This is a genomic window from Microbacterium meiriae, from assembly GCF_040702565.1.
Classification (GTDB): domain Bacteria; phylum Actinomycetota; class Actinomycetes; order Actinomycetales; family Microbacteriaceae; genus Microbacterium; species Microbacterium meiriae.
The window spans coordinates 333,796-353,558 of the sequence record NZ_JBFBLJ010000003.1 but is presented as its reverse complement, the minus strand read 5'-3'; the positions used below and the strand labels follow the sequence as shown (position 1 = coordinate 353,558).

The window sequence follows — 19,763 nt, the reverse complement described above, 5'->3', positions numbered from 1 at the left end:
AGTTTCGAAGGAGCTCGACATGTTCAGCACCAAGAAGAAGGTCACCGCAGCAGTCACCCTGGGTCTGGCGAGCGCATTCCTGCTCTCGGCATGTTCCATGGGCAGCGGGACGAGCACGGAGGAGTCGTCGGAGCCGACGACGCCGGAGTCGTCGGAGTCGACGCCGATGGAGATGGACCCCGCCGCGAACCTCGTCGGTCCCGGCTGCGCGGCGTACGCCGAAGAGGTCCCGGACGGCGCCGGTTCGATCCAGGGCATGTCCCAGGACCCGGTGGCGGTCGCCGCCTCGAACAACCCGATGCTGACGACGCTCGTCTCGGCCGTCAGCGGTGAGCTGAACCCCGACGTGAACCTCGTCGACACGCTCAACGGCGACGAGTTCACCGTGTTCGCACCGGTCGACGACGCCTTCGCGAAGATCGACGCCGCGACGATCGAGACCCTGAAGACCGACAGCGACCTGCTGACCTCGATCCTCACGTACCACGTGGTCCCCGGCCAGATCGAGCCGTCCGACATCGAGGGCATGCACACCACCGTCCAGGGCGCCGACCTCGAGGTGACCGGCAGCGGTGACGAGTGGATGGTCAACGACGCCAACGTCATCTGCGGCGGCGTGCAGACCGCGAACGCGACCGTGTACCTCATCGACTCGGTCCTGATGCCCCCGGCTGAGTAAGCCAGGGACGGTGCCGGTGACCCGACCGGCACACGGCCTCCCCGGTTGTCAGGAGGGACACGGGGCAGGTGAAGGGGCCGTCGGCGGCTGTGGCGCCGACGGCCCCTCGTCGTGCGCCCCCTAGACTGGGAACACGGGCCTCTAGCTCAGTTGGCAGAGCATCGGACTTTTAATCCGCGGGTCGTGGGTTCGAGCCCCACGGGGCCCACCGCATCCTCAGTCGTCGCCGCCGGCGTTCCCGGCGAGCAGGTCGTCGCGGATCCCGGCGACGCCGTCCGGCAGCGTCTCGCCGTGCATCACGAAGTCGGGAGCGTCGGGGCTCCCCCCGATGCCGCAGACGGCGACGTTGTCCTGACCGCCGATCGTCTCCGGGACGGCCACGAACCACACCGCCGACTGTTCCAGCCACTCGGTGGTCGCCATGTCGGCGAAGAACGTGGCGTTCGGCGAGATCGTGCGGATCTTGTCGGTGCAGAGGGAGACGAGCTGCACCTTCGTGAAGGCACCGGCGGCCGGCGGCGACGACGTCTCCGCGGGCGTCGGGGTCGGCGTGGGGGCGGGCGAGGACGACGGCGTCGCCGTGTCGCTGGAGGTCGCGGTCGGCGTCGGTTCCGGGGCCGGCGTGCAGCCGGCGAGGACGACCAGCACCGGCAGGAGGAGGAGAGCGGGACGGAGGCGCATGTCTGGATCGTATCGAGTCGCCGATGCCCTTCCCTCCAGCGCGGCCGCTCTGTATCACCGTCGTCTCCGGCTGGCCACCCCCTGGCGACGCCCGGAGCCCTGCGAGAGGGTCGAAGAGTCCCCGGAACAGGGCGACTTCCCACCGAAAGGACGGACCATGACTCTCACCGGAAACCGCGTGGCATTCCTGGCGACGGACGGCTTCGAGGACAGCGAGCTCACGAGCCCCTGGGAGGCGGTGACGACGGAGGGCGCGAGCGCCACTCTCATCGCGCCGGACGGTGCCGCGATCACCGGCAAGAACGGACACGAACAGGCTGTCGACCTGAAGGCCGCCGACGCCTCCGCCGACCAGTTCGACGCGCTCGTGCTGCCGGGCGGCGTGGTGAACGCCGACCACCTCCGCATGGATCAGGCCTCCATCGACCTGGCCCGTGCGTTCTTTGAGCAGCACAAGCCCGTCGGCGTGATCTGCCACGGCGCCTGGATCCTCATCGAGGCCGGTGTCGTCGACGGTCGGACGATCACGAGCTACCCCAGCCTGAAGACCGACCTCCGCAACGCCGGCGCGAGCTGGGTGGACGAGGAGGTCGTGGTCGACGAGGGTCTCGTGTCGAGTCGCACGCCCGATGACCTCCCGGCGTTCAACGCCAAGCTCGTCGAGGAGATCGGCGAGGGCAAGCACGCGGGGCAGACCGCCTGACGCTCAGCTGACGCGCGCCCGATGGCGCCGCACGGCCGCCCGGTTCGCGCACCTCACGGAGCAGAACCGCTGGCGGCCGTTGCGCGTCACATCCGCGACGACGTTCGTGCACGGCGGAGCATCGCAGCGTCCGAGACGGTTCATCCCTCTCGTCACGAGGTGCAGCGCGGTGCCGAGGTTGATGATCGCGCGCAGCACGAAGGGCAGCGAGCGCACGTCGTCGCGATAGTGCAGATGCCACCCCTCGTCATCGTGGTTGGTGAGCCGCGGATAGGCCCCAGCGGAGGCGAGCTGATCGTTGAGCAGAGCGGCCCGCGCATCGGCGTCCGGTTCGTCGACGATGGCCAGCCAGTCGTCGATCACGGCGCGCACCTCAGCGTGGTCGTCCGAGGCCGGCGGAAACGTCTGCGTCATCCCCAACGCGAGCGTGCGCTCCTCGATCCCCGCGCGGTCCTCCGGCCAGTCGTTCGCGAGGGAGGCGGCGAGGAGCACTGCATACTCGCCGTAAGGGTTGAGATGCATAAGACCATTACATCACGCTGGTCCCATGACCTCCTCCGACACCCTCCCGATCCCCCGGCTCGCCTCCCCCGCCGACGCCCACGAGCACGCCTGGCTCGTGGAGTCGCGCCATCCCACGAGCGAGGGCGTCGTGATGTACGTCCGTTGCGTCGGCTGCGATTCCCGCCGGGTCGACCTGGCCGCGCACGCTCAGGTGCCACCGGCCGCGCTGAGCCGCGCGGTGGTCATGCCGTCAGGGCGATGAGCTTCCGCACGGTGCGCAGGTTACGGGCCGTCCCGGCAGTCCCGAGCGCACGGTCGAGCACCGCCTTCGTGAGTCTGGTCGTGTGCACTCCCCCGGCGGCGTAGTCGATCCACAGATCGTGCCCGACTAGGGCGAGACGCTCTCCCGGCACGAGACGTCCCTGCAGGGCGTCGAGGGCGCCGGCCGCCGGAGCACCCTCGAGGAACATCGCGTGCACCAGCTTCAGATCCCCCTCCGGGAAGGGTTGGGCCGCCTCGGAGTCGGCGAGCTCGGCGTGCGTGCGGTGGATGACCGGGGTGTCGACACCGAACTCGGCTGCGATCAGCGCGCGCACCGTCGCGCAGGACGCCGCCGGGTCTCGCGGGGTCGCGCAGACGATGTTGCCGCTGGCGATGTAGGTGGAGACGTCCTGCAGGTCGGTCTCGGCGTCGAGGACTTCCCGCAGCCGGGCCATGGGTACGCTGCTGCGTCCGCTGACGTTGACCGCGCGGAGGAGGAGGACGCTGCGACTCACGCCTCCGCGCTCTCGAGGAGTTCGGCACCGGCATGCGCGAGTTCGGCGAGGGCCGCGGCGCTCGATTCGGGGGCGACTCCGGCGATCAGGTCCGTGAGGATGCGGACGTGGACGCCGTGGGCGATCGCGTCGAGTCCCGAGGCGCGGACACAGTGGTCTGTGGCGATGCCGACGACGTCCGCCGTGACGACCCCCGCGGCGCTGAGGACCGCGGCGACCGTCGCGCCGTCGTCGGACACGCCCTCGAACATCGAGTACGCCGGGCGCCCCTGACCCTTGCGCACGTGGTGGGTGACGCCGTCCGTCACCAGCAGCGGATCGTAGTCCGCCCCCGCGGTGCCGGCGACGCAGTGCACGGGCCAGGAGTCGGTGTAGTCGGGGGTGGAGGAGAAGTGCCCGCCGTTGTCGCCGTCCGCGTCGTGCCAGTCCCGGGAGGCCACGATGACCTCATAGTCGGCGGCGTGCGACGCGAGGTGGGCGGATATCGCGGCGGCCACCGCGTCACCACCCTGGACGGCCAGGGCGCCGCCCTCGGTGAAGTCGTTCTGCACGTCGACGATGAGAAGCGCTCTGCTCATGCTCCGAGCGTACGCCCCACGGCCGGGCCCGGAGACGAGGAAACCCCCGGGACCACGAGGGTTCCGGGGGTTTTCCTGAGCCGCTTGTCAGAATCGAACTGACGACCTTTTCATTACGAGTGAAATGCTCTGCCGACTGAGCTAAAGCGGCGTGCGACGCGTGAGCGGCGCGATCACCGATATTACCCTGTCTCGCGCTCGCTCGCGAATCGAGGCGCGCTCACTCGCAGCGCAGGCCGTCCTCCGGCACCACGTCTTCGAGCAGGAAGGCCTCCACCGCGTCATCCACGCAGACGTTGCCCTTGTTGTAGCCGGTGTGCCCCTCGCCCACACGGGTGATGAGGACGCCCTCGGAGAGCTGGTCGGCGAGCGACTCCGACCACTCGTACGGGGTCGCGGGATCGTTGGTGGTGCCGACGACGACGATGGGACCCGCGCCTTCCGCGGTGATCTTCTCGCGGGTGCCGGTGGGCGGATACGGCCACACCTCGCACGGGTCGGGTCCCGACCAGTACGGAGCGATGGTCGGCGCCCCCTCCGCGATCTTCTTCTCGGTGGCCGCCTCGGCCGCAGGGTCGTCCTCGACCGGGTAGTCCATGCAGTTGTACGCACGGAAGGCCTCGGTCGAGTTGTCGATGTAGGTGCCGTTCTCCCGACCGTTGTAGAAGTCGGCGAGGCGGAAGGCCGTCGACGGGTCGCCCTGCAGCGCCTCGTCCAGGGCCTGGGTCAGGATCTCCCAGCTGTCCTCCGAGTACAGCGCCGCGATGATCGCCGTCATCAGGGCGTCGGCGCCCATGAGCCGGCCGTCGCCGTTCTTCAACGGCGTGCGGTCCGCGCTCGCGAGCAGGGCGCCGAGATCGGCCATCGCCTCGTCGACCGTCCCGCTGAAGGGGCAGGAGCCGGAGTCGAGGCAGTTCTGCATGTAGGCCCGCAGTGCCGACTCGAAGCCGAGTGCCTGCGTGGCGCCGACGTCGAGACCGGGGACGGAGGGGTCGATCGCCCCGTCGAGCACGAGCCGTCCGGCCTCCTCCGGGTAGAGCTTGGCGTAGGTCGCGCCGAGGAACGTGCCGTACGAGTACCCGAGGTAGTTGAGCTCCTTGTCGCCGAGGACGGCGCGGAGGAGGTCCATGTCGCGGGCGGCGTTGACCGTGGTGATGTACGGCAGGATCCCCTGGCTGTTCGCGTCGCACGCCTCTCCGAAGGCGCGAGCGGAGTCGAGCAGCTCGGACTCCCACTCCGGGGTGCCCCGCGGCGCGGCGGGGATACCGTAGAGGTAGTCGTCCATCTCCTTCGCGTCGTAGCAGGTGACGGCGGTGGAGGCCCCGACACCGCGGGGGTCGAAGCCGATCACGTCGTAGTTCTCGATGAGCGCCGGGCCGACCGCGTAGTCCAAGCTGCCCTGGATGAGGTCGACGCCGCTGGAACCGGGTCCTCCGGGGTTCGTGAGCAGCGAGCCGACAGCCTCGCCCTCGGCGCGGTGCCGCACCACGGCGAGCTCGATCTCTCCCACGCTCGGGTCCTCCCAGTCGAGCGGGGCGGTGACGGTGGTGCAGTCGAAGCCCTGGCCGCACTCGGTCCAGTCCAGCTCCTGGGAGTAGTAGGGCAGGAGTTCTTCGGCGACGCCCTCGGTGTCCGGCGTCTTCTCCACGGCCGGCTTCGAGGACTGCTCCGGGATCATGGCGTAGAGGCACCCGGAGAGCGCGACCGAGGCCGCGGCCAGACCGGCGATGAGCGCCGCGGTGCGACGGAGTCGAGGCAGGGATCGAGTCTTCACGGTTTCCTCCCGCTCGTGACGGTCACGAGCAAACTCTCGAGCGCGAGCAGCGGGGCGACGTTGCGCTCCAGCGCCTCACGGGTCTCGGCCAGGTGGTCGAGCACGACGAGCGTGCGCTCCACGCTCCATGCGGACGCGAGCCCGGCCAATTCGGCATGGAGCTCGCGGTTGATGAGGTCGTCGCCGCGACCGTACTGCAGCATCACGACGTCGCGGAAGAGCGACTGGAGGTCGGTGAGGACGCGATCGATACCGTCCCGCAGACTCCGCGTGGCCCGCTTCTTCTGATCGTCCTCCAGCGCCGACACCTGGGCGCGCAGCGCCGGAGGCACCGCCTGTCCCTCGGCGACCCCGACGGTGCGCAGCAGGGCGGCGCGTTCGGCCGCGTCCCGCTCGGCGGTGAGGGCCTTGGCGTCTTCCGTCGCCGCTTGGATGATGCGTCCGGCGACCTCGACGGCGTCGTTGACCCCGCGCACCCCCATCACGGCACGGAGCGTCTCGTCGCGGCGTCGCCGCGCGGCATCGTCGGTGGCCAGACGCTGAGCCATGCCGATGTGCCGCTGCGCGTGTCGGGCCGCCTGCTCGGCGACCGCCTCGTCCACACCCGTGCGGAGGCTGATGAGGCGGGACACGTCCGCCACGTCTGGTTCGCGGAGACGGAGCGACCGCACGCGCGACCGGATCGTGGGGAGGAGATCGGCCTCACTCGGCGCGCACAGGATCCAGACGGTCTGCTCCGGCGGCTCCTCCAGCGCCTTGAGCAGCACGTTGGAGGTGCGCTCCACCATCCGATCGGCGTCTTCCACCACGATGACCCGGTAGCGACCGGCGGACGGGGCGAAGTAGGAGCGTTCGACGAGGGCGCGCGCCTCGGCGATGGTGATGATCACCTTGTCGGTGCGCAATGCGGTCACATCGGGGTGCGTCCCGGCGAGGACCTGCCGCATCGTGGCCTCGTCGTCGGGCCCCTCGGCGATGAGCGCGGCCGCGAAGGCATAGGCGAGGGTCGACCGTCCGGACCCCGGAGGGCCGGTGATCAGCCAGGCGTGCGAGAGTGCGGCCGGATCGGATGAGGCGGAGCGCAGCGTCTCGACGGCGGCTTCCTGCCCCCAGACGTCTGCCCACGGAAAAGGCGGGGCGAGGGTCGAGGGCATGCACTCAGCCTAATCGGCACCGCCGACGCTCCCACCACCCGGCGGCGACTCTGCGTGCGTCCGGATGAGGATGTCTCCGGGGAGGATCAGTCGAAGAGTGCGGAGACCCGGGCGCGGATGCGGTCGGCGATGCGCTCGGGTGCGTCCGCGGCATCGATCACGAGGAACCGCCCAGGCTCCGCGCGGGCCAGGTCGAGATAGGCCTCGCGCACGCGGGAGTGGAAGGCCTCCTTCTCGGCCTCCAGCCGGTCGAACGGCTTGTCGGCCGAATCGAGGCGCATGCGCGCGGTGGCCGGATCGAGGTCCAGCAGGACGGTGAGATCCGGAAGAGCCCCTTCGGCGGCCCAGAGCGACAGGTCGCGGATCTCCGTGGCGTTCAGAACACGTCCGGCGCCCTGGTAGGCCACCGAGGAGTCGAGGTAGCGGTCCTGCAGCACGATCTCACCGCGAGCGAGCGCGGGTCGGACGACCGTGGCGACGTGGTGTGCGCGGTCGGCGGCGTAGAGCAGCGCCTCCGCACGCGGGGCGATGTCGCCGCGGTGGTGGAGCACGATGTCGCGGATGAGCTGCCCGACCTCGGAACCTCCCGGCTCCCGGGTGCGCACGACCGTCTGACCGCTCTGCTCCAGCCAGGTGGCCAGGAGGTTCGACTGGGTCGTCTTCCCGGAGCCGTCCCCGCCCTCCAGCGTGATCCAGAGGCCGGAGCCTGCGGTCACGAGTCCGCCTTCTCTGCCGCCTTCGCCGCCGCGTTCGCCGCCCGGGTCGCCGCCGCCTTCTTCGCCGCCGCCGAGCGGGCCGCGGAGGTGGTCGACGTCTTCGCCGTGGACTTCTTCGCGGTGGAGGCGGCCGTCTTCGCCGGAGCCTTCTTGGCCGGAGCCTTCTTCGCGGGAGCCTTCTTGGCCGCTCCACGCTTGGGCGCCGGACCCTTGGCGCGCTTGTCCGCGAGCATCTGCACGGCGATCTCGAACGTGATGTCGTCCGGGGTCTGTCCGCGCGGGATCGTGACGTTCGTCTCACCATCGGTGACGTACGGCCCGAACCGGCCGTCGCGCACACGGATGGGCTTGCCGCTCACCGGGTCGGCGTCGAACTCGGCCAGCGCGCTCGACGCCCGGCGGGCGCCGTACTTGGGCTGCTGGTAGATCTCCAGTGCCTGCTCCAGAGTCACGTCGAAGATCTGCGACTCGCTCTCCAGTGACCGGGAATCGGTGCCCTTCTTCAGATACGGACCGAAGCGCCCGTTCTGCGCGGTGATCTCGTCACCCGTCTCCGGGTCGACGCCGACGACGCGGGGCAGGCTCAGCAGCTGCAGCGCGGTGTCGAGGTCGATCGTGTCCACCGACATCGAGCGGAACAGCGAGGCGGTGCGGGGCTTGGGTGCCGCTTCCTTCTTCGCGCCGCGCTTCCCCTTCGCGCTGGGTGCCTGAGCCTGTCGAAGGTCGACGACCTCACCGGTGGCCTCGTCGACGGCGGCATCGTCGGAGACCGGATCGTTCTCCTGCACGTAGGGACCGAAGCGGCCGTCCTTGACGACGACGACCTTGCCGTTCTCCGGGTTCACGCCGAGGACGCGGTCACCGGCGACCGGCGCATCGATGAGCTCCTGGGCCTTCTCCGCCGTGAGCTCGTCGGGCGCGAGGTCTTCGGGGACGTTGACGATCCGCGGCTTGGCCTCCGGATCCTTCGGGTCCGCCACCTCGAGATAGGGACCGTACTTGCCGAAGCGGAGAGTCGCGGTGTCGGTGATCCGCGTCGAGTTCAGCGCCCGGGCGTCGATCTCCCCGAGGTTGTCGACGACCTGTCGGAGCCCCACGTGCGAGTCGGAGCCGAAGTAGAACGACTTGAGCCACTCCACGCGGTTCTGCTCGCCGCGTGCGATGGTGTCGAGATCGTCCTCCAGCGCGGCGGTGAAGTCGTAGTCGACGAGCTCGGCGAAGTGCTCCTCGAGCAGACGCACCACGCTGAACGCGAGCCATGTCGGCACGAGGGCCTGACCGCGCTTGACCGCATACCCGCGATCGAGGATGGTCTCCGGGATCGTGGCGAAGGTCGACGGACGGCCGATGCCCTTCTCCTCGAGCACCTTCACCAGCGAGGCCTCGGTGTAGCGCGGCTTCGGCGTGGTGCGGTGCCCCTTCGCCTCCGCGGCGGACACGGCCAGCTCATCCCCGACGGAGACCGCGGGCAGGGACTGGTTCTCGGCGGCGTCCGCGTCGCTGCGCTTCTCGTCACGCCCCTCTTCGTACGCCTCCAGGAAGCCCTTGAAGGTGTAGACGGTGCCCGAGGCAGTGAACTCGGCGGTCTGGCCGTCGGCCTCGACCGCGATGGTGACGGTCGTCGTCTCGTACTTCGCGTCCGACATCTGGCTGGCGACGGTGCGCTTCCAGATGAGGTCGTAGAGCCGCTGCTCCTCGCGGTCGAGCTCGCCCGACAGCGAGGACGGCGTGCGGAAGTTCTCCCCCGAGGGACGGATCGCCTCGTGCGCCTCCTGCGCGTTCTTGCTCTTCGACTTGTACACGCGCGGCTTGAGGGGCACCGCACTGTCGCCGTAGAGAGCGACGGCCTGGCTCCGCGCCGCCTGCACCGCCTGGGTGCTCAGCGCCGTGGAGTCGGTACGCATATAGGTGATGTACCCCTTCTCGTAGAGGCGCTGGGCGACGCTCATCGCCTGCTTCGCACTCATCGAGAGCTTGCGGCCCGCCTCCTGCTGCATGGTGGAGGTCGTGAACGGCGCGTAGGGGCTGCGCGTGCCGGGCTTGGCCTCGACCTTGGTGACGGTTCCCGCCCCCGCGGCGTCGACGGCTCGCGCCAGGGCAGCCGCCTTGGCCTCGTCGAGGACGACGACCGCCTTCTTGAGCTTCCCGGTGTCGTCGAAGTCGGACCCCCGGGCGAGCTGTCCGCCGTCCACGCGCACGAGGCGGATGCGGAAGGAGGTGCCGGTCGCCGCGGCGTCGGCATCCACGTCCCAGTACTCCGCGGACACGAAGGCCATGCGCTCGCGCTCACGGTCGACGATGAGGCGCGTCGCGGCGGACTGCACCCGGCCGGCGGAGATCCCCGTCTTGACCTTGTACCAGAGCACGGGCGAGACGTCCCACCCGTAGAGGCGGTCGAGGATGCGCCGGGTCTCCTGCGCGTCGACGAGGGCATGGTCGAGCTCGCGGGTGTTGCCGACCGCGGCCTGGATCGCGTCCTTGGTGATCTCGTGGAACACCATGCGCTTGACCGGCACCTTCGGCTTCAGCGTCTCCAGCAGGTGCCAGGCGATCGCCTCGCCCTCGCGGTCCTCATCAGTGGCGAGCAGGACCTCGTCGGCGTGCTTGAGCGCGCGCTTGAGTTCGGCGACCGTCTTGGTCTTGCGGTCCGACACCACGTAGTAGGGGTCGAAGCCGTTGTCGATGTCGATGGAGTACTTGCCGTACGCCTTCTTGTCCTCGGCCGGGATGTCCTTCTTGTCGGCGAGATCGCGGATGTGGCCGACGGAGCTGAGCACCTCGTAACCGTCGCCGAGGTATCCCTGAATAGACCGCATCTTCGTCGGGGACTCGACGATGACGAGCTTCTTGCCTTCAGCCAAGGGGCGTCCTTTCTTCGAAGCACACCATACACACCGCTATTCGGGGTCGTTCACAGCGGGCGAGGGGTAAGGCCGCCGTCATGATTCCTCGGGTGGCCCGGCGCGGGCTCGGGAGACGGCGGCGAGTCCAGCGTACGCCGCCTCCACAGACACGGTCGCCACATACCCTTCCAGCGAACAGCTCGTCAACGCCGCCCCGCCTGCCGCGGCGACCCTCGCCGCGAGCGCGCACGGCTCATCCGCCGTCGCCACGGCACCGCTGGCGGCATCGGCCGCGGCGAGTGCGGCGGCGTCGGCCGCACCCGCCGCGCGCTGTGCCGTGACCGCCGCACCGCCCACCGCCGCGAGCCCGACGGACAAGGTCGCGCTCACGACGAGGAGGGCGGCCGCGAGCGCCGAGCCCGCCATCACCGGCCCCCATCGAGAGCGCAGCTCGAGGCGCGCAAGGGGAAGCTGATGACGGCGCCGACCGAGACCCGGAGCGTCGCCGTGGCGCACACCAGGTCCCCGGTGGAGGCGAACGAGGCCCCGGCGCCGGGGACCGCCGCGTGCACGATGCGCGCAGCCGTCGCCGTGTCCTCGCCCCGTCCGAGCAGGCGGGCTGCGTCCGCTGCCGCATCCTGGAGCGCCACCTGCCGGGACGCGGCCGCGAGAGCCCCGGCCCCGAGCAGCAGCACCAGCACGACGGCGGGCAGCGCCATGGCGAGCTCCGCCGCGACGGCGCCTCGTTCGCTCCCGCCCCGCGGTCGCTCGCGAGGGGCCGTCACGACACGGTCAGGGCGCGGCGGACAAGCCCCGTGAGGATGCCCCGCACCTCATCCGAGCGCATGATGGCCACCAGCAGTCCCGCGAACGCGACAGCGGCCACTGTTGAACGAATTTGGCGTATATATGAATCGATATGCTCGGGCCATGACCATTGACCCGACCGTGCTCGCCATCCTGTCTATCTTCGGTGGCGCCGCGTTGACGGCGCTGGCCGGGCTCATCGGCGCCGGGATCAACTCGAGTCGCGAGCACAATCGATGGCTCAGAGAGCAACGCATCTCGGCCTATGAGCGGGCGCACGGGCTCCTCGAAGAGATGCGCTACCACGCGCAAGATGAGCGCGATGTCGAGAGCTTCGGCAAGGAGCTCAACGCGCTTGCTGACGAGCGAGGTCTCTCGAAGGAAGATCGCGCAAAGATGGTCGAGAAGGGGCTCCGGGCATTCAACGGCAAGCGGTTCACCCCCGAAGCAAGCTACGCGTGGTCGCGCGAGATTCTGGCGCGCAAGATCGAGATTCAAGCGTCGATAGCGCTCCTCGGGACGCGCGACGTTGATGCACGGTTCGATGCAGCGTTCGGCCCGCTGACAGACAAAGATCGCGAGGGCTATAAGCGCGCGATGCTCGACCTGGAACTCGCGATGCGCAAGGCGCTCAAGGTGAAGGACTAGACCCGGATAGATGAGAGGCCTCGCTGCGCGGGTGGCTCGCCGGGGAAGGCGGTAGGCCCTCGACGGCCGACCAGTAGTCGGGTCGTCACCTCATATGTGGGTCGCCGTCGGCTGATATGTGGGAGTCCACAAAGTTGCTCCGCCGGCGTGCGGGGTGCTCGTCGCGGATGCCCTGATCAGCGGCCAGATCGACGTCACCCAATATGTGGAATCCCAGATCAGAGGCTATTTCTTGACTTGAGCGGGTCGTGGGTTGCTGTTAGCTTGGACCTTGTCAGCAGCACCGCCCCGCATCGCCACTGAGAAGGTCGCCAATCGTCCGACTCCAGCGGGTTCCGTAGGAACCGTTTGGAAGAAGTCGAAATGGATGCCCGACCCCGCGTCGCCGGTGGCCGCTATGGTGCGGCTGTTCGCCGGTACGGTCCCGAGTCGCCCGAGGCGGTGGATGCGCGCCGCGACCTCGCCGCTGCCAAGATCAGCGCCGCGATAGACTCCGCGCTGGCTGCCTCTGGTGCGCCACTGAAGTCCGAGCACGCCGCGCAGCTCGCGGCACGCCTGCAGGGCGGTGCCCGATCATGAGCGCCGCGCCTGCTCCCGCTCCCGTCGACGACGGCACCGTGGCTCGGCTCGTCGCTGCGGCTCCGCCTCTCTCGGTGGATGCTCGCGCCCGTCTCGCGGCGTTGCTCGCGCCGAGCAAGGGGGCGAAGCGGTGACTACAAGCGAAACCGCCCCGGTTGTGGCGACCAGGGCGGTTCAGAAAGATCGTTGCGACGCGACCGGTTCCCATCCTCTCACGAGGTCCGGACATTCGCTCCTGGCGCGCTATCTCACCGAGTTCGCCGACGCTCGCGGGGCGTTGCTCGATCAGCTCGTGTGCGTCCGCTTCGCCGGGTCTGCGCTCGCGCATGGCCTCTGCGATGTCTCAGGTCGCGTGAAGGCCTCGGACAGCACCGGCCTCCTGCTGGTCGTGCCGGGCAACCTCGAGCTGGACGGCTCCGAGGTCGTCTCCCTGATCCCGTGGGTTCAGATCGAGCGGGTGGTCGTCGGCTGGTCCGACGACGTTCGGCCCGAGGAGGTCGCATCGTGAGCGGCAAGCGCAAGCGCCCCTACGCCGATGCGGTCGCGGGCTACGTCTCGCGGGCCTGGCCTTCGGTGATCCCCGTCATCGGCAAGGGCGGCAAGGGCAAGCTCCCGACCGGCTGCACCGGGTACGACGGCACCGTCTCGCGCGCCGACCGCGAAGCCTGGGCTGCCTCTTCCTCCTGGCGCGCAGCCAACATCGCGATCCGGCATGAGCTGACTCTTGCGTTCGACGAGGACTCGGCCACGGTCGACGACCTCCGCGCGCTGCTGGAGGCCGAGCTCGGCGAACTTCTGCCCGACCTCGCGCCCACGTGGTCGTCGACCGCGCGGGGGAAGGACTCGCCTCGGCGTCAGCGCTTCTACCGGCTGCCGAGTGCGGTCCCGGAGGGCATGCGGATCCGGTCCCGGCCTCTCGGCGGGATGGAGATCCCGTGGCGCGGTCACCGCTATTCGGTCGTCTCCCCGAGCGTGCATCCGGTCACCGGGAAACCGTACCGCTGGTACTCGCCGACCGGTGAGCGCTGCGATGCGCCCGCCGTCTCCGACCTCCCGCTTCTGCCGGTCGAGTGGTTCGAGGCGCTGCTGGAGCCGCGCGAGGATCGCTCCTCGGCCCGCTCCGTTGACCTGGACGAGTGGCACGATCGCGGCCGCACCAAGCCGACCAAACGCGTGCGCGCCGCGGTGAAGTCCGTTCCGACCTCAGGCGTCGACAACAACGCTCTGATGTCCATCGTCGGTCCCGTGGTCGCTGCTGCGTGGGAGGACCGCGCCGGGCGTCGCTGGGCGCATGACAAGGCGCTGGAGCGCTACTCGGGCGGCTACGGACGCGACTCCGCCGCCCACTTCGAGCGCGCCTGGGCGCGGAAGGTGGCCGAAATGCCCGACGATCTGACGGCCACGTTCCCGCTCTCGAAGGAGGAGCGCAAGCGGGCTGCCGCAGCTCCTGCTGCGCCTGTGCCCGCACCGGCGCGTGCCTCCTCGGGCGAGGTCCAGCTCGACGACGAGGAGCTGCTGCTGGATGCTCGCCGGGCGGAGGCGATTGCCGCCGACCTGCGAGGCCAGGTGCTCTACGTCGACGGTCATACGCCGTACGTCTGGGACGGTACCCGCTGGCAGATTCGGGATGCCGCCTACGTGCTCGAGCTGATCCGGGGTTGGCATCTGGATCATGTCCCCGATGTGCGCGCGGGCGAGTTGTCGAGCTTCATGTCGGCGTCGCGAATCCGGGCGTCCGAGGTGCTCATCCGGGGTCAGCTCGCGGTGCGCGCCGACCAGCTCGACGCTCACCCACACCTGCTCAACGTCCGTAACGGCGTGCTCGACCTCCGCACCGGCGACCTCGCTCCGCACCATCCCGAGCTGCGCCTGACGCACGTCACCGCGGCGCGGTATCTTCCCGGCGCGCGTCATGCCGACTGGGAGGCCGCGCTCACGGCGCTGCCCGGCGACGTAGGCGAGTGGCTGCAGGTGCGGCTGGGGCAGGGACTCACCGGGCATCCGACGCCCGACGATCGCCTGCTGGTGTTCCACGGCGGTGGCAAGAACGGCAAGTCCGTGATGCTCACCGCGATCAACTCGGCGGTAGGCGACGGCTACTCGCGGGTGGTCCCTCACAAGGTGCTGCTCGGCTCTCCGAGCGATCACACGACCGAGCTGACGACGCTGCAGGGCGCGCGCCTCGCGTGGCTCGAGGAGCTGCCCGAAGGCAACCGCCTGGACGTCGTGCGCCTCAAGTCCGTGCTCGGCACCGAGTGGATCACCGCTCGCCGGATGCGCCAGGACAACTCGACCTTCCCGACGACGCACTCGCTCTACGTCACGACGAACTATCGGCCCTCGATCTCGGAAACCGACCACGGCACCTGGCGTCGCCTCGCGCTGGTCGAGTTCCCGTTCACCTTCGTCACCGGTCGCCAGGCACCCGATCCTTCTCGCGGCGAGCTGGTCGGCGATCCAGGTCTGCGGGGTCGCTTGAAGGCCGGGAGGGCGGGTCGCGCTGAGGCCGTCCTGGCCTGGCTGGTCGAGGGCGCGATGCGCTTCTACGCCGCGGGCGAGGAGTTCCCACCGCTGCCGCTGGAGGTCGAGGCCGCCACCACCGACTGGCGATCGAGCGCCGACTCGGTGCACGGGTTCCTCGTCGAGAACGTGATCTTCGACGAGGCCGGGTTCGCCTCGTCGCAAGACCTGTACCGGCGGTTCTCCGCCTGGCTCGGCGATCGAGGTCATGCGAAGTGGTCGGAGACGCTCTTCGCCGAGCGCCTCGCGCGTCACGAGCTGATGCGCAGCGCGATCAAGGGTCGGCCCCGCATCGGCGGAAAGCAGACCACGGGCTGGACGGGGCTGTCGCTCCGCCCGAATCAGGAGGCGCTCACCTCCTGGGATACGAAATCGGAGGACGAATCATGACCCGCACAACCCTGCAGTCGCCGGGCGTCCGGCGCATCGAGGAAGCGCTGCGCTCAACTCCGCCCGCCGAGCAGCGGCCGCCGCTGCGGCCGTACGAAGGGCCGCCGCCGCCCGCCGAGGTCATCCATCGTCAGATCGCGACGATGGCGGTCATCCCGTCCGCGCTGGCGATCGCCTGCGAGAAGCACGGCGCGGAGATCGGCGAGCGGTGCTTCGATGCTGGCGTCTGCGGCGCTCGCGTCGCGAGGCGCTCGACGGGGGTGGCGTCGTGAGCGCCACTGCTGTGCGCGAGCTCTCGGTGGCAGAGGTGCGTGTGCGCGTGCTGTCGTGCACGACCTGCGGCGTCGGACCCGGCCATGAGTGCCGGACGTCGGAGGGCGTGCTCGGCTGGCTGGGCGTGCACCCAGAACGCGTCGTGGAGGCTCTGGTCCGCGGCTCCGAGGTCGACGAGCGGCTGTTCTGGACCGCCGAGACGAGCCGCGACCCTGGGGTGATCGCTGCGGCGGCTCGCGCCCGCCTCGACCGGGCCAACCGCATCATCGCGGCGGTCGCCTCGGCTGGGGGTGCATCATGACGCGCCGCTCCGGGTTCGTCGGCTTCATCCCCGCCGCGGCCGATGGTCTCGCCGCCGAGCAGGCCTCGACTGCCCGTCAGGAGCGGCTCGAGGCGCGTTACGAGGAGGCGCACGCTGCCGCTGAACGTGCCCGCGCTGCCGCTCAGCGCTCCGCTGCGGCCGTGAAGGTGGCCCGGCGCGTACCACCGGCCCCAGCGCCCGCTCCGGCGGCTCCTGCGGCCGCACAGCCGCCCGCCGTCCCGACCCGCGTCGTCCCCGAAGCGGAGTACAAGCTCCTGCTGCGCGCGGCCGACGCCTACCTCAAGCACATCTGACCAAGGAGAACGATCATGTCCAGCACCTCTCCCGCGGCCGTCCCGGTCGCCGTCCAGCTCTCCGGTTCTCTGCTGCCCTGCGGCATCTGCGGCGTCGCCGTCGAGGGTCCGCACCTGCAGCGCGACGTCGCCGAGCTGACCATCTCGGCCGTCGACGATCCCCGTCTCGGCGTGCGCGAGCTGCATCCGCCTCGCTCGCTCGCTGTCACACGGTGCGCGGCGTGCCGCGGCCGCCTGGACCGTGCCCGCGCCGCCGTCGACGCCTTCGGTGCGTTCGCCGCCCGCCTCGGCTCCCGCTCACTGATCGTCGAGCGCCTGGAGGCGGTGCTCGCCGTGGAGGGCGTCACCAGCTCCGCCGTGCGGCTCGAGTCGCCCCGCGACCTCTCGACCGCGCTCGAGCACCTGAACGTGGCCGGTGCCGCGGCGCTGTGGTCGACGCGCTTCTCGCCGGTGCAGGCGTCGGGCGCTCGACTGGGCGTCGCGAACGCCGCGCCCTTCGCCCACGTCGACGCCGAGGTGCGCCAGGCGGCGCGTGACGGACTCGCTGCGCTGCTGCGGTCGCGCCTGCTGCGCACCGGGCCGGTGGCGGTCCCGCTCGAGCCTCCCGCCGACTCCGCCCGCCGCGGCTGCCTGCTCTGCGGGGTCGCGACCTCGACCATCTGGGAAGCGCTGACGACCACACGGCGCTCGGTCGGTGGCACGGTGTCGCCCGGCTGGATGGAGCCGATCGAGGGCGACGTGTGCGGGCGCTGCGGAGATGTGCTCGCTGAGGTCGGTTCGGTAGGTCAGACGGCGATGAAGCGCTCCCTGCTCGGCCACCTCGGCGTCGCGCACACCTTCGCGACGGATGCCGTCGAGATGACCATCCGCGGGTTCGGTGCCCTCCCCGGCGGCACTCCGGCCAACCGCTCCCCGTGGGCGCACCTGGACCTCGCGGCGATCCGCCGTGACCTTCGCGAGATCGCGGGTGTGCGATGAGCGCCGCGGAGGAGCAGGACGGTGCTGTGGCCGTCGTGCGCCCGGCGATCGCGTGGTCTGCGCTGATCGATGCGGCCGAAGCTGCCGGGGTCGACCTCGCCGAGCTGGTCGTGTCGGAGTTCCTGGAGCGGGTGCTCGACGACGCGATCCTCGGACTGGTCCCCGGCTCCGGCTGGCCTCAGATGAGCTACTGCTCGCACATGCCTCGGGCCGCCGCGCTCGGCGAGTTCGAGGGCGTGGTGATCTTCACGGCGATGATGCTCGCCGCCTGTCCTCCGTGCGCTCGCGATATCCGCGATGAGGTCGAGGCTGGTCACCACCGGACGTGCCAGCGGTGCGACGAGGGGCGTGCTGCGGCGCTGCATCGCGCCGAACTGAGCGTGGCCGGGGTGCTGCTGGCGATCCCGCTCTGCGAGGCGTGCGAGATCGCAGAAGGCTTGCGCGGGACTGACTTGAGCGTTCGCACGATGCCCGCGCCTGCTGCTCCCGAGAGGACGAGATGATGAGTAACCCCATGCCACCGCCTGACCCTAGGGATGAAGCGCAACGTGATGCGCAGAACCGTCCGCTTTGCGGCGCGCATACTCGGGATGGCGGCTCATGCAGGCAACCAGCCATGCGGGGCGGGCTGCGCTGCCGCATGCATGGCGGTGCTTCGCCGCAGGCTCGGCGCGGCGAAGCTGCGCCTAGCCTCACTAGTTGATCCAGCGATCGCCACACTCGGCCGCGTGCTCGTCACGGCAAAGCGCGATCAAGACAAGCTGCGCGCTGCTGGCATGATTCTTGATCGTGCTGGCCACCCCGCCGCGACCCGCGTCGACGCCAGCATCAGCGTGGAAGACTCGCGCGAGCTACTTCTCGAGCGCCTGCTCGAGAAGCGCGCCGAGCTGGCCGCTGCGCCTCCGCCCCACGGTGCACCAGTCCGGCTCGAGGTGGTCGATGCCGAGGTCATTTGTGAGGAGGAAGGCGAGGAGCGTTGACCGAAACGACGGCGCGCCTGCCGATGTATGGTCGGCCTCATGGAGATTGATTACGGCGCGACGGTGACTACCCCCGATGGCAAGGTCGGTACGGTGCTGCAGGAGAAGGTGCACGACGCGTTGCACTTCTACGACTGGAGCGGCAGCGGCAAGAAGGCGGTGACCGCCTACGCTGTGCTCCTTGAGAGCGGCGAGGTCCGCTTCTTCACCGAGGCGGCGCTGGGCAAGTCCGACAGCGGCATTCGCCGTTCGGGCACGCTCAAGTAGCCGCTCTCAGCCCTTGTACTTCGGGTTGGGCCGCCGGAGTGTGTATGTGCGCGCCGTCATGAGCGCTCCGCCGGACTGGCCGACGAGTTCCCATCCCTGGCGAACGAGCTTCTGCGCCTGCCGATCGCTGCGGACCTGCTTCGTCTCGTAAGGTTCCTTCTTGCTGGCCATCGCGCACCCTTCTGAGGCAATTATCAATGTGACTTATAGTCCGTGGACTCATCGTCAGCATATCGAGACTGTGGGTTCATGCCCTCCCCTCGCGTCGCCCTCGGTGCGCGCGTTCGCGAACTACGGGAGACGATCGGGCTGTCGCAGGAGGCTTTCGCGCACCGGGCCGAACTGGATCGCACCTACGTGAGCGGAATCGAACGCGGGCGGCGAAACCCGACGCTCGACGTGCTCTATCGCCTCGCCGCCGCGCTCGAGGTCGAGGTCCGCGAGCTATTCCCGGGTAAGCCTTAACGACAACAGCGGGCGCGATCGATGACGCGGCGTACCCGGGGGCGGCTGGTTATCGCATGGTGGCCCAGCCGACAATCCAGGAGAGGGCAAGGAAGGCGCTCCCAAGTAGTCCGATCAGACCAAGCGTTACGGATACGCGTCGACGCGCCACGCCCAGATCTGCTTTCAACCCTGCGCGGATCGCCTTCGAACCCCAAACGATCCCCACGACGCATGCGATCAGCGCGAGGAAGTAGCCGATTCCAAGCCAGATAAACGCTGCATCCCGCTCGTAGTATGGGAGATCGCTGGTCCAGATCGCGACAGCAAGCACCCCGGCGAGTAACGCGACGACGATACTGGCGCTCGGCCAAATCAGACTGTGCACTGCCGCCCTAATGCTGAGTCGTTGCGGTGCGCTGACAGTAATGGCGTTGTCAGGCTTAGGGTCCAAACGTGCCGAGAAACGAGCAATCGAAACCGATGCGGCCTCAGTGCCGTCTCGCTGACTCTTCCAGCGAGCGTAGTAGTCCTGAGTAAGCTCCCGCGAGGCCAGGATCGCCTCCGCGGCTCCTTGTGTGAGGTTCAGGCCGAGCAATGGGCGCAATTCAGGGTCGCCGAGCGCCCGGACGAAAGCCTCAAAATTGACGTGGGAATGGAGCGACACGTCGTCATTCTCGCAGAAGGCTACCCGCCGTGGATGCTCGGTCCCTCGAAGCTCGGCGGGAGCGGTCCCTGCTCCACCGGTTCGAAGCGTCGGCACTCCGGGCAGCTCCAGCCGCCCTCCTCGCCGCGCATCGCGACGCCGCAGTGTGGGCATCGCGGCTCGGTGCTCCCGAGGTCGTCGGCGTAGG

Annotated in this window: 29 protein-coding genes, 2 tRNA genes and 1 pseudogene; 18 read left to right on the top strand and 14 right to left on the bottom strand. The window is 69.6% G+C overall.

Annotated elements, in window-relative coordinates; genetic code table 11:
• Positions 1–19 precede the first annotated feature (19 nt).
• Both AB0310_RS15470 and AB0310_RS15465 read left to right on the top strand, forming a co-directional pair.
• Positions 20–679 carry a fasciclin domain-containing protein gene (locus AB0310_RS15470; protein WP_187662100.1) on the top strand — a complete coding sequence of 220 codons (660 nt, stop codon included), beginning with the start codon at positions 20–22 and terminating at the stop codon, positions 677–679.
• A 135-nt stretch (positions 680–814) separates the two neighbouring features.
• Positions 815–887 (top strand) — tRNA-Lys (locus AB0310_RS15465).
• A gap of 8 nt (positions 888–895) precedes the next feature.
• On the opposite strand, the gene AB0310_RS15460 is transcribed toward AB0310_RS15465, so the two are convergent.
• Positions 896–1,360: a hypothetical protein gene (locus AB0310_RS15460; protein WP_268776736.1), complete on the bottom strand. Its 465-nt coding sequence runs from the start codon at positions 1,358–1,360 to the stop codon at positions 896–898.
• 157 nt (positions 1,361–1,517) lie between these two features.
• Here AB0310_RS15460 and AB0310_RS15455 point away from each other — a divergent pair, with 157 nt between their 5' ends.
• Positions 1,518–2,063 (top strand): type 1 glutamine amidotransferase domain-containing protein, encoded by a 546-nt coding sequence (locus AB0310_RS15455; protein ID WP_025104283.1) that lies wholly within the window; start codon positions 1,518–1,520, stop codon positions 2,061–2,063.
• A gap of 3 nt (positions 2,064–2,066) precedes the next feature.
• On the opposite strand, the gene AB0310_RS15450 is transcribed toward AB0310_RS15455, so the two are convergent.
• Positions 2,067–2,585, bottom strand: a complete 519-nt coding sequence (locus tag AB0310_RS15450) for a CGNR zinc finger domain-containing protein (RefSeq protein WP_292794911.1) — start codon at positions 2,583–2,585, stop codon at positions 2,067–2,069.
• Positions 2,586–2,610: 25 nt separating this feature from the next.
• On the opposite strand from AB0310_RS15450, the gene AB0310_RS15445 reads away from it, so the two are divergent.
• Positions 2,611–2,829, top strand: coding sequence for a hypothetical protein (locus AB0310_RS15445; protein ID WP_268776733.1), 219 nt, complete (start codon positions 2,611–2,613; stop codon positions 2,827–2,829).
• Here the strand turns inward: AB0310_RS15445 and AB0310_RS15440 are convergent.
• The 10 genes and pseudogenes from AB0310_RS15440 to AB0310_RS15395 form a co-directional block, all read right to left on the bottom strand.
• Positions 2,810–3,343: a DUF1697 domain-containing protein gene (locus AB0310_RS15440; RefSeq protein ID WP_259951396.1), complete on the bottom strand. Its 534-nt coding sequence runs from the start codon at positions 3,341–3,343 to the stop codon at positions 2,810–2,812. The genes AB0310_RS15445 and AB0310_RS15440 overlap by 20 nt on opposite strands.
• A complete protein-coding gene (locus AB0310_RS15435; RefSeq protein WP_187662105.1) occupies positions 3,340–3,921 on the bottom strand; it encodes an isochorismatase family protein in 582 nt (193 codons plus the stop codon). The genes AB0310_RS15440 and AB0310_RS15435 overlap by 4 nt, the downstream gene beginning before the upstream one ends.
• A 78-nt stretch (positions 3,922–3,999) precedes the next feature.
• Positions 4,000–4,072: transfer RNA gene (locus AB0310_RS15430), tRNA-Thr, on the bottom strand.
• 69 nt (positions 4,073–4,141) lie between these two features.
• Positions 4,142–5,695: an alpha/beta hydrolase gene (locus AB0310_RS15425; RefSeq protein WP_366237587.1), complete on the bottom strand. Its 1,554-nt coding sequence runs from the start codon at positions 5,693–5,695 to the stop codon at positions 4,142–4,144.
• The gene (locus tag AB0310_RS15420; protein ID WP_187662107.1) at positions 5,692–6,849 is read right to left on the bottom strand and encodes a DNA polymerase III subunit delta'; all 1,158 of its coding nucleotides are present in this window, start codon (positions 6,847–6,849) and stop codon (positions 5,692–5,694) included. Before AB0310_RS15420 ends, AB0310_RS15425 begins: the two co-directional genes overlap by 4 nt.
• An 86-nt stretch (positions 6,850–6,935) precedes the next feature.
• Entirely contained in the window at positions 6,936–7,565 is a 630-nt protein-coding gene (gene tmk / locus AB0310_RS15415) for a dTMP kinase (protein WP_292794916.1), read from the bottom strand.
• A complete protein-coding gene (gene topA / locus AB0310_RS15410) occupies positions 7,562–10,426 on the bottom strand; it encodes a type I DNA topoisomerase (RefSeq protein ID WP_366237586.1) in 2,865 nt (954 codons plus the stop codon). The genes tmk and topA overlap by 4 nt, the downstream gene beginning before the upstream one ends.
• Positions 10,427–10,504: 78 nt before the next feature.
• Positions 10,505–10,834: a helicase gene (locus AB0310_RS15405; RefSeq protein WP_187662110.1), complete on the bottom strand. Its 330-nt coding sequence runs from the start codon at positions 10,832–10,834 to the stop codon at positions 10,505–10,507.
• A complete protein-coding gene (locus AB0310_RS15400; protein ID WP_268776727.1) occupies positions 10,834–11,127 on the bottom strand; it encodes a TadE family type IV pilus minor pilin in 294 nt (97 codons plus the stop codon). Before AB0310_RS15400 ends, AB0310_RS15405 begins: the two co-directional genes overlap by 1 nt.
• 62 nt (positions 11,128–11,189) lie before the next feature.
• Positions 11,190–11,300 (bottom strand): annotated as a pseudogene (locus tag AB0310_RS15395) (DUF4244 domain-containing protein); the annotation flags it as partial.
• A 38-nt stretch (positions 11,301–11,338) separates the two neighbouring features.
• Here AB0310_RS15395 and AB0310_RS15390 point away from each other — a divergent pair.
• The 13 genes from AB0310_RS15390 (at position 11,339) to AB0310_RS15330 (ending at position 18,465) form a co-directional block, all read left to right on the top strand.
• On the top strand, positions 11,339–11,863 hold the full coding sequence (locus tag AB0310_RS15390; RefSeq protein WP_366237585.1) for a hypothetical protein: 525 nt from the start codon (positions 11,339–11,341) through the stop codon (positions 11,861–11,863).
• 363 nt (positions 11,864–12,226) lie between these two features.
• Positions 12,227–12,442: a hypothetical protein gene (locus AB0310_RS15385; protein ID WP_366237584.1), complete on the top strand. Its 216-nt coding sequence runs from the start codon at positions 12,227–12,229 to the stop codon at positions 12,440–12,442.
• On the top strand, positions 12,439–12,576 hold the full coding sequence (locus tag AB0310_RS15380) for a hypothetical protein (RefSeq protein WP_366237583.1): 138 nt from the start codon (positions 12,439–12,441) through the stop codon (positions 12,574–12,576). Before AB0310_RS15385 ends, AB0310_RS15380 begins: the two co-directional genes overlap by 4 nt.
• 143 nt (positions 12,577–12,719) lie before the next feature.
• Positions 12,720–12,950 carry a hypothetical protein gene (locus AB0310_RS15375; protein ID WP_366237582.1) on the top strand — a complete coding sequence of 77 codons (231 nt, stop codon included), beginning with the start codon at positions 12,720–12,722 and terminating at the stop codon, positions 12,948–12,950.
• The gene (locus AB0310_RS15370) at positions 12,947–15,352 is read left to right on the top strand and encodes a phage/plasmid primase, P4 family (RefSeq protein ID WP_366237581.1); all 2,406 of its coding nucleotides are present in this window, start codon (positions 12,947–12,949) and stop codon (positions 15,350–15,352) included. Before AB0310_RS15375 ends, AB0310_RS15370 begins: the two co-directional genes overlap by 4 nt.
• Positions 15,349–15,624, top strand: coding sequence for a hypothetical protein (locus AB0310_RS15365; RefSeq protein ID WP_366237580.1), 276 nt, complete (start codon positions 15,349–15,351; stop codon positions 15,622–15,624). Before AB0310_RS15370 ends, AB0310_RS15365 begins: the two co-directional genes overlap by 4 nt.
• Positions 15,621–15,926: a zinc finger domain-containing protein gene (locus tag AB0310_RS15360; protein WP_366237579.1), complete on the top strand. Its 306-nt coding sequence runs from the start codon at positions 15,621–15,623 to the stop codon at positions 15,924–15,926. Before AB0310_RS15365 ends, AB0310_RS15360 begins: the two co-directional genes overlap by 4 nt.
• Positions 15,923–16,240: a hypothetical protein gene (locus AB0310_RS15355; RefSeq protein ID WP_366237578.1), complete on the top strand. Its 318-nt coding sequence runs from the start codon at positions 15,923–15,925 to the stop codon at positions 16,238–16,240. The genes AB0310_RS15360 and AB0310_RS15355 overlap by 4 nt, the downstream gene beginning before the upstream one ends.
• 15 nt (positions 16,241–16,255) lie before the next feature.
• Positions 16,256–17,218, top strand: coding sequence for a hypothetical protein (locus AB0310_RS15350; protein ID WP_366237577.1), 963 nt, complete (start codon positions 16,256–16,258; stop codon positions 17,216–17,218).
• Between the two features lie 26 nt (positions 17,219–17,244).
• Complete coding sequence (locus AB0310_RS15345) at positions 17,245–17,721, top strand: hypothetical protein (protein WP_366237576.1); 477 nt, start codon at positions 17,245–17,247, stop codon at positions 17,719–17,721.
• Complete coding sequence (locus tag AB0310_RS15340; RefSeq protein WP_366237575.1) at positions 17,718–17,921, top strand: HGGxSTG domain-containing protein; 204 nt, start codon at positions 17,718–17,720, stop codon at positions 17,919–17,921. The genes AB0310_RS15345 and AB0310_RS15340 overlap by 4 nt, the downstream gene beginning before the upstream one ends.
• A 25-nt stretch (positions 17,922–17,946) precedes the next feature.
• Complete coding sequence (locus tag AB0310_RS15335) at positions 17,947–18,198, top strand: hypothetical protein (RefSeq protein ID WP_366237574.1); 252 nt, start codon at positions 17,947–17,949, stop codon at positions 18,196–18,198.
• A gap of 39 nt (positions 18,199–18,237) precedes the next feature.
• Positions 18,238–18,465 carry a hypothetical protein gene (locus tag AB0310_RS15330; RefSeq protein WP_366237573.1) on the top strand — a complete coding sequence of 76 codons (228 nt, stop codon included), beginning with the start codon at positions 18,238–18,240 and terminating at the stop codon, positions 18,463–18,465.
• Positions 18,466–18,471: 6 nt separating this feature from the next.
• Here AB0310_RS15330 and AB0310_RS15325 read toward each other — a convergent pair whose 3' ends face one another.
• Entirely contained in the window at positions 18,472–18,636 is a 165-nt protein-coding gene (locus AB0310_RS15325; RefSeq protein ID WP_366237572.1) for a hypothetical protein, read from the bottom strand.
• Positions 18,637–18,714: 78 nt separating this feature from the next.
• Between AB0310_RS15325 and relB the strand changes: the two genes are divergently transcribed.
• Positions 18,715–18,930, top strand: a complete 216-nt coding sequence (relB, locus tag AB0310_RS15320) for a type II toxin-antitoxin system RelB family anti-toxin (RefSeq protein ID WP_366237571.1) — start codon at positions 18,715–18,717, stop codon at positions 18,928–18,930.
• A 49-nt stretch (positions 18,931–18,979) separates the two neighbouring features.
• On the opposite strand, the gene AB0310_RS15315 is transcribed toward relB, so the two are convergent.
• Positions 18,980–19,576, bottom strand: a complete 597-nt coding sequence (locus AB0310_RS15315; RefSeq protein ID WP_366237570.1) for a hypothetical protein — start codon at positions 19,574–19,576, stop codon at positions 18,980–18,982.
• Positions 19,577–19,763: the final 187 nt, after the last annotated feature.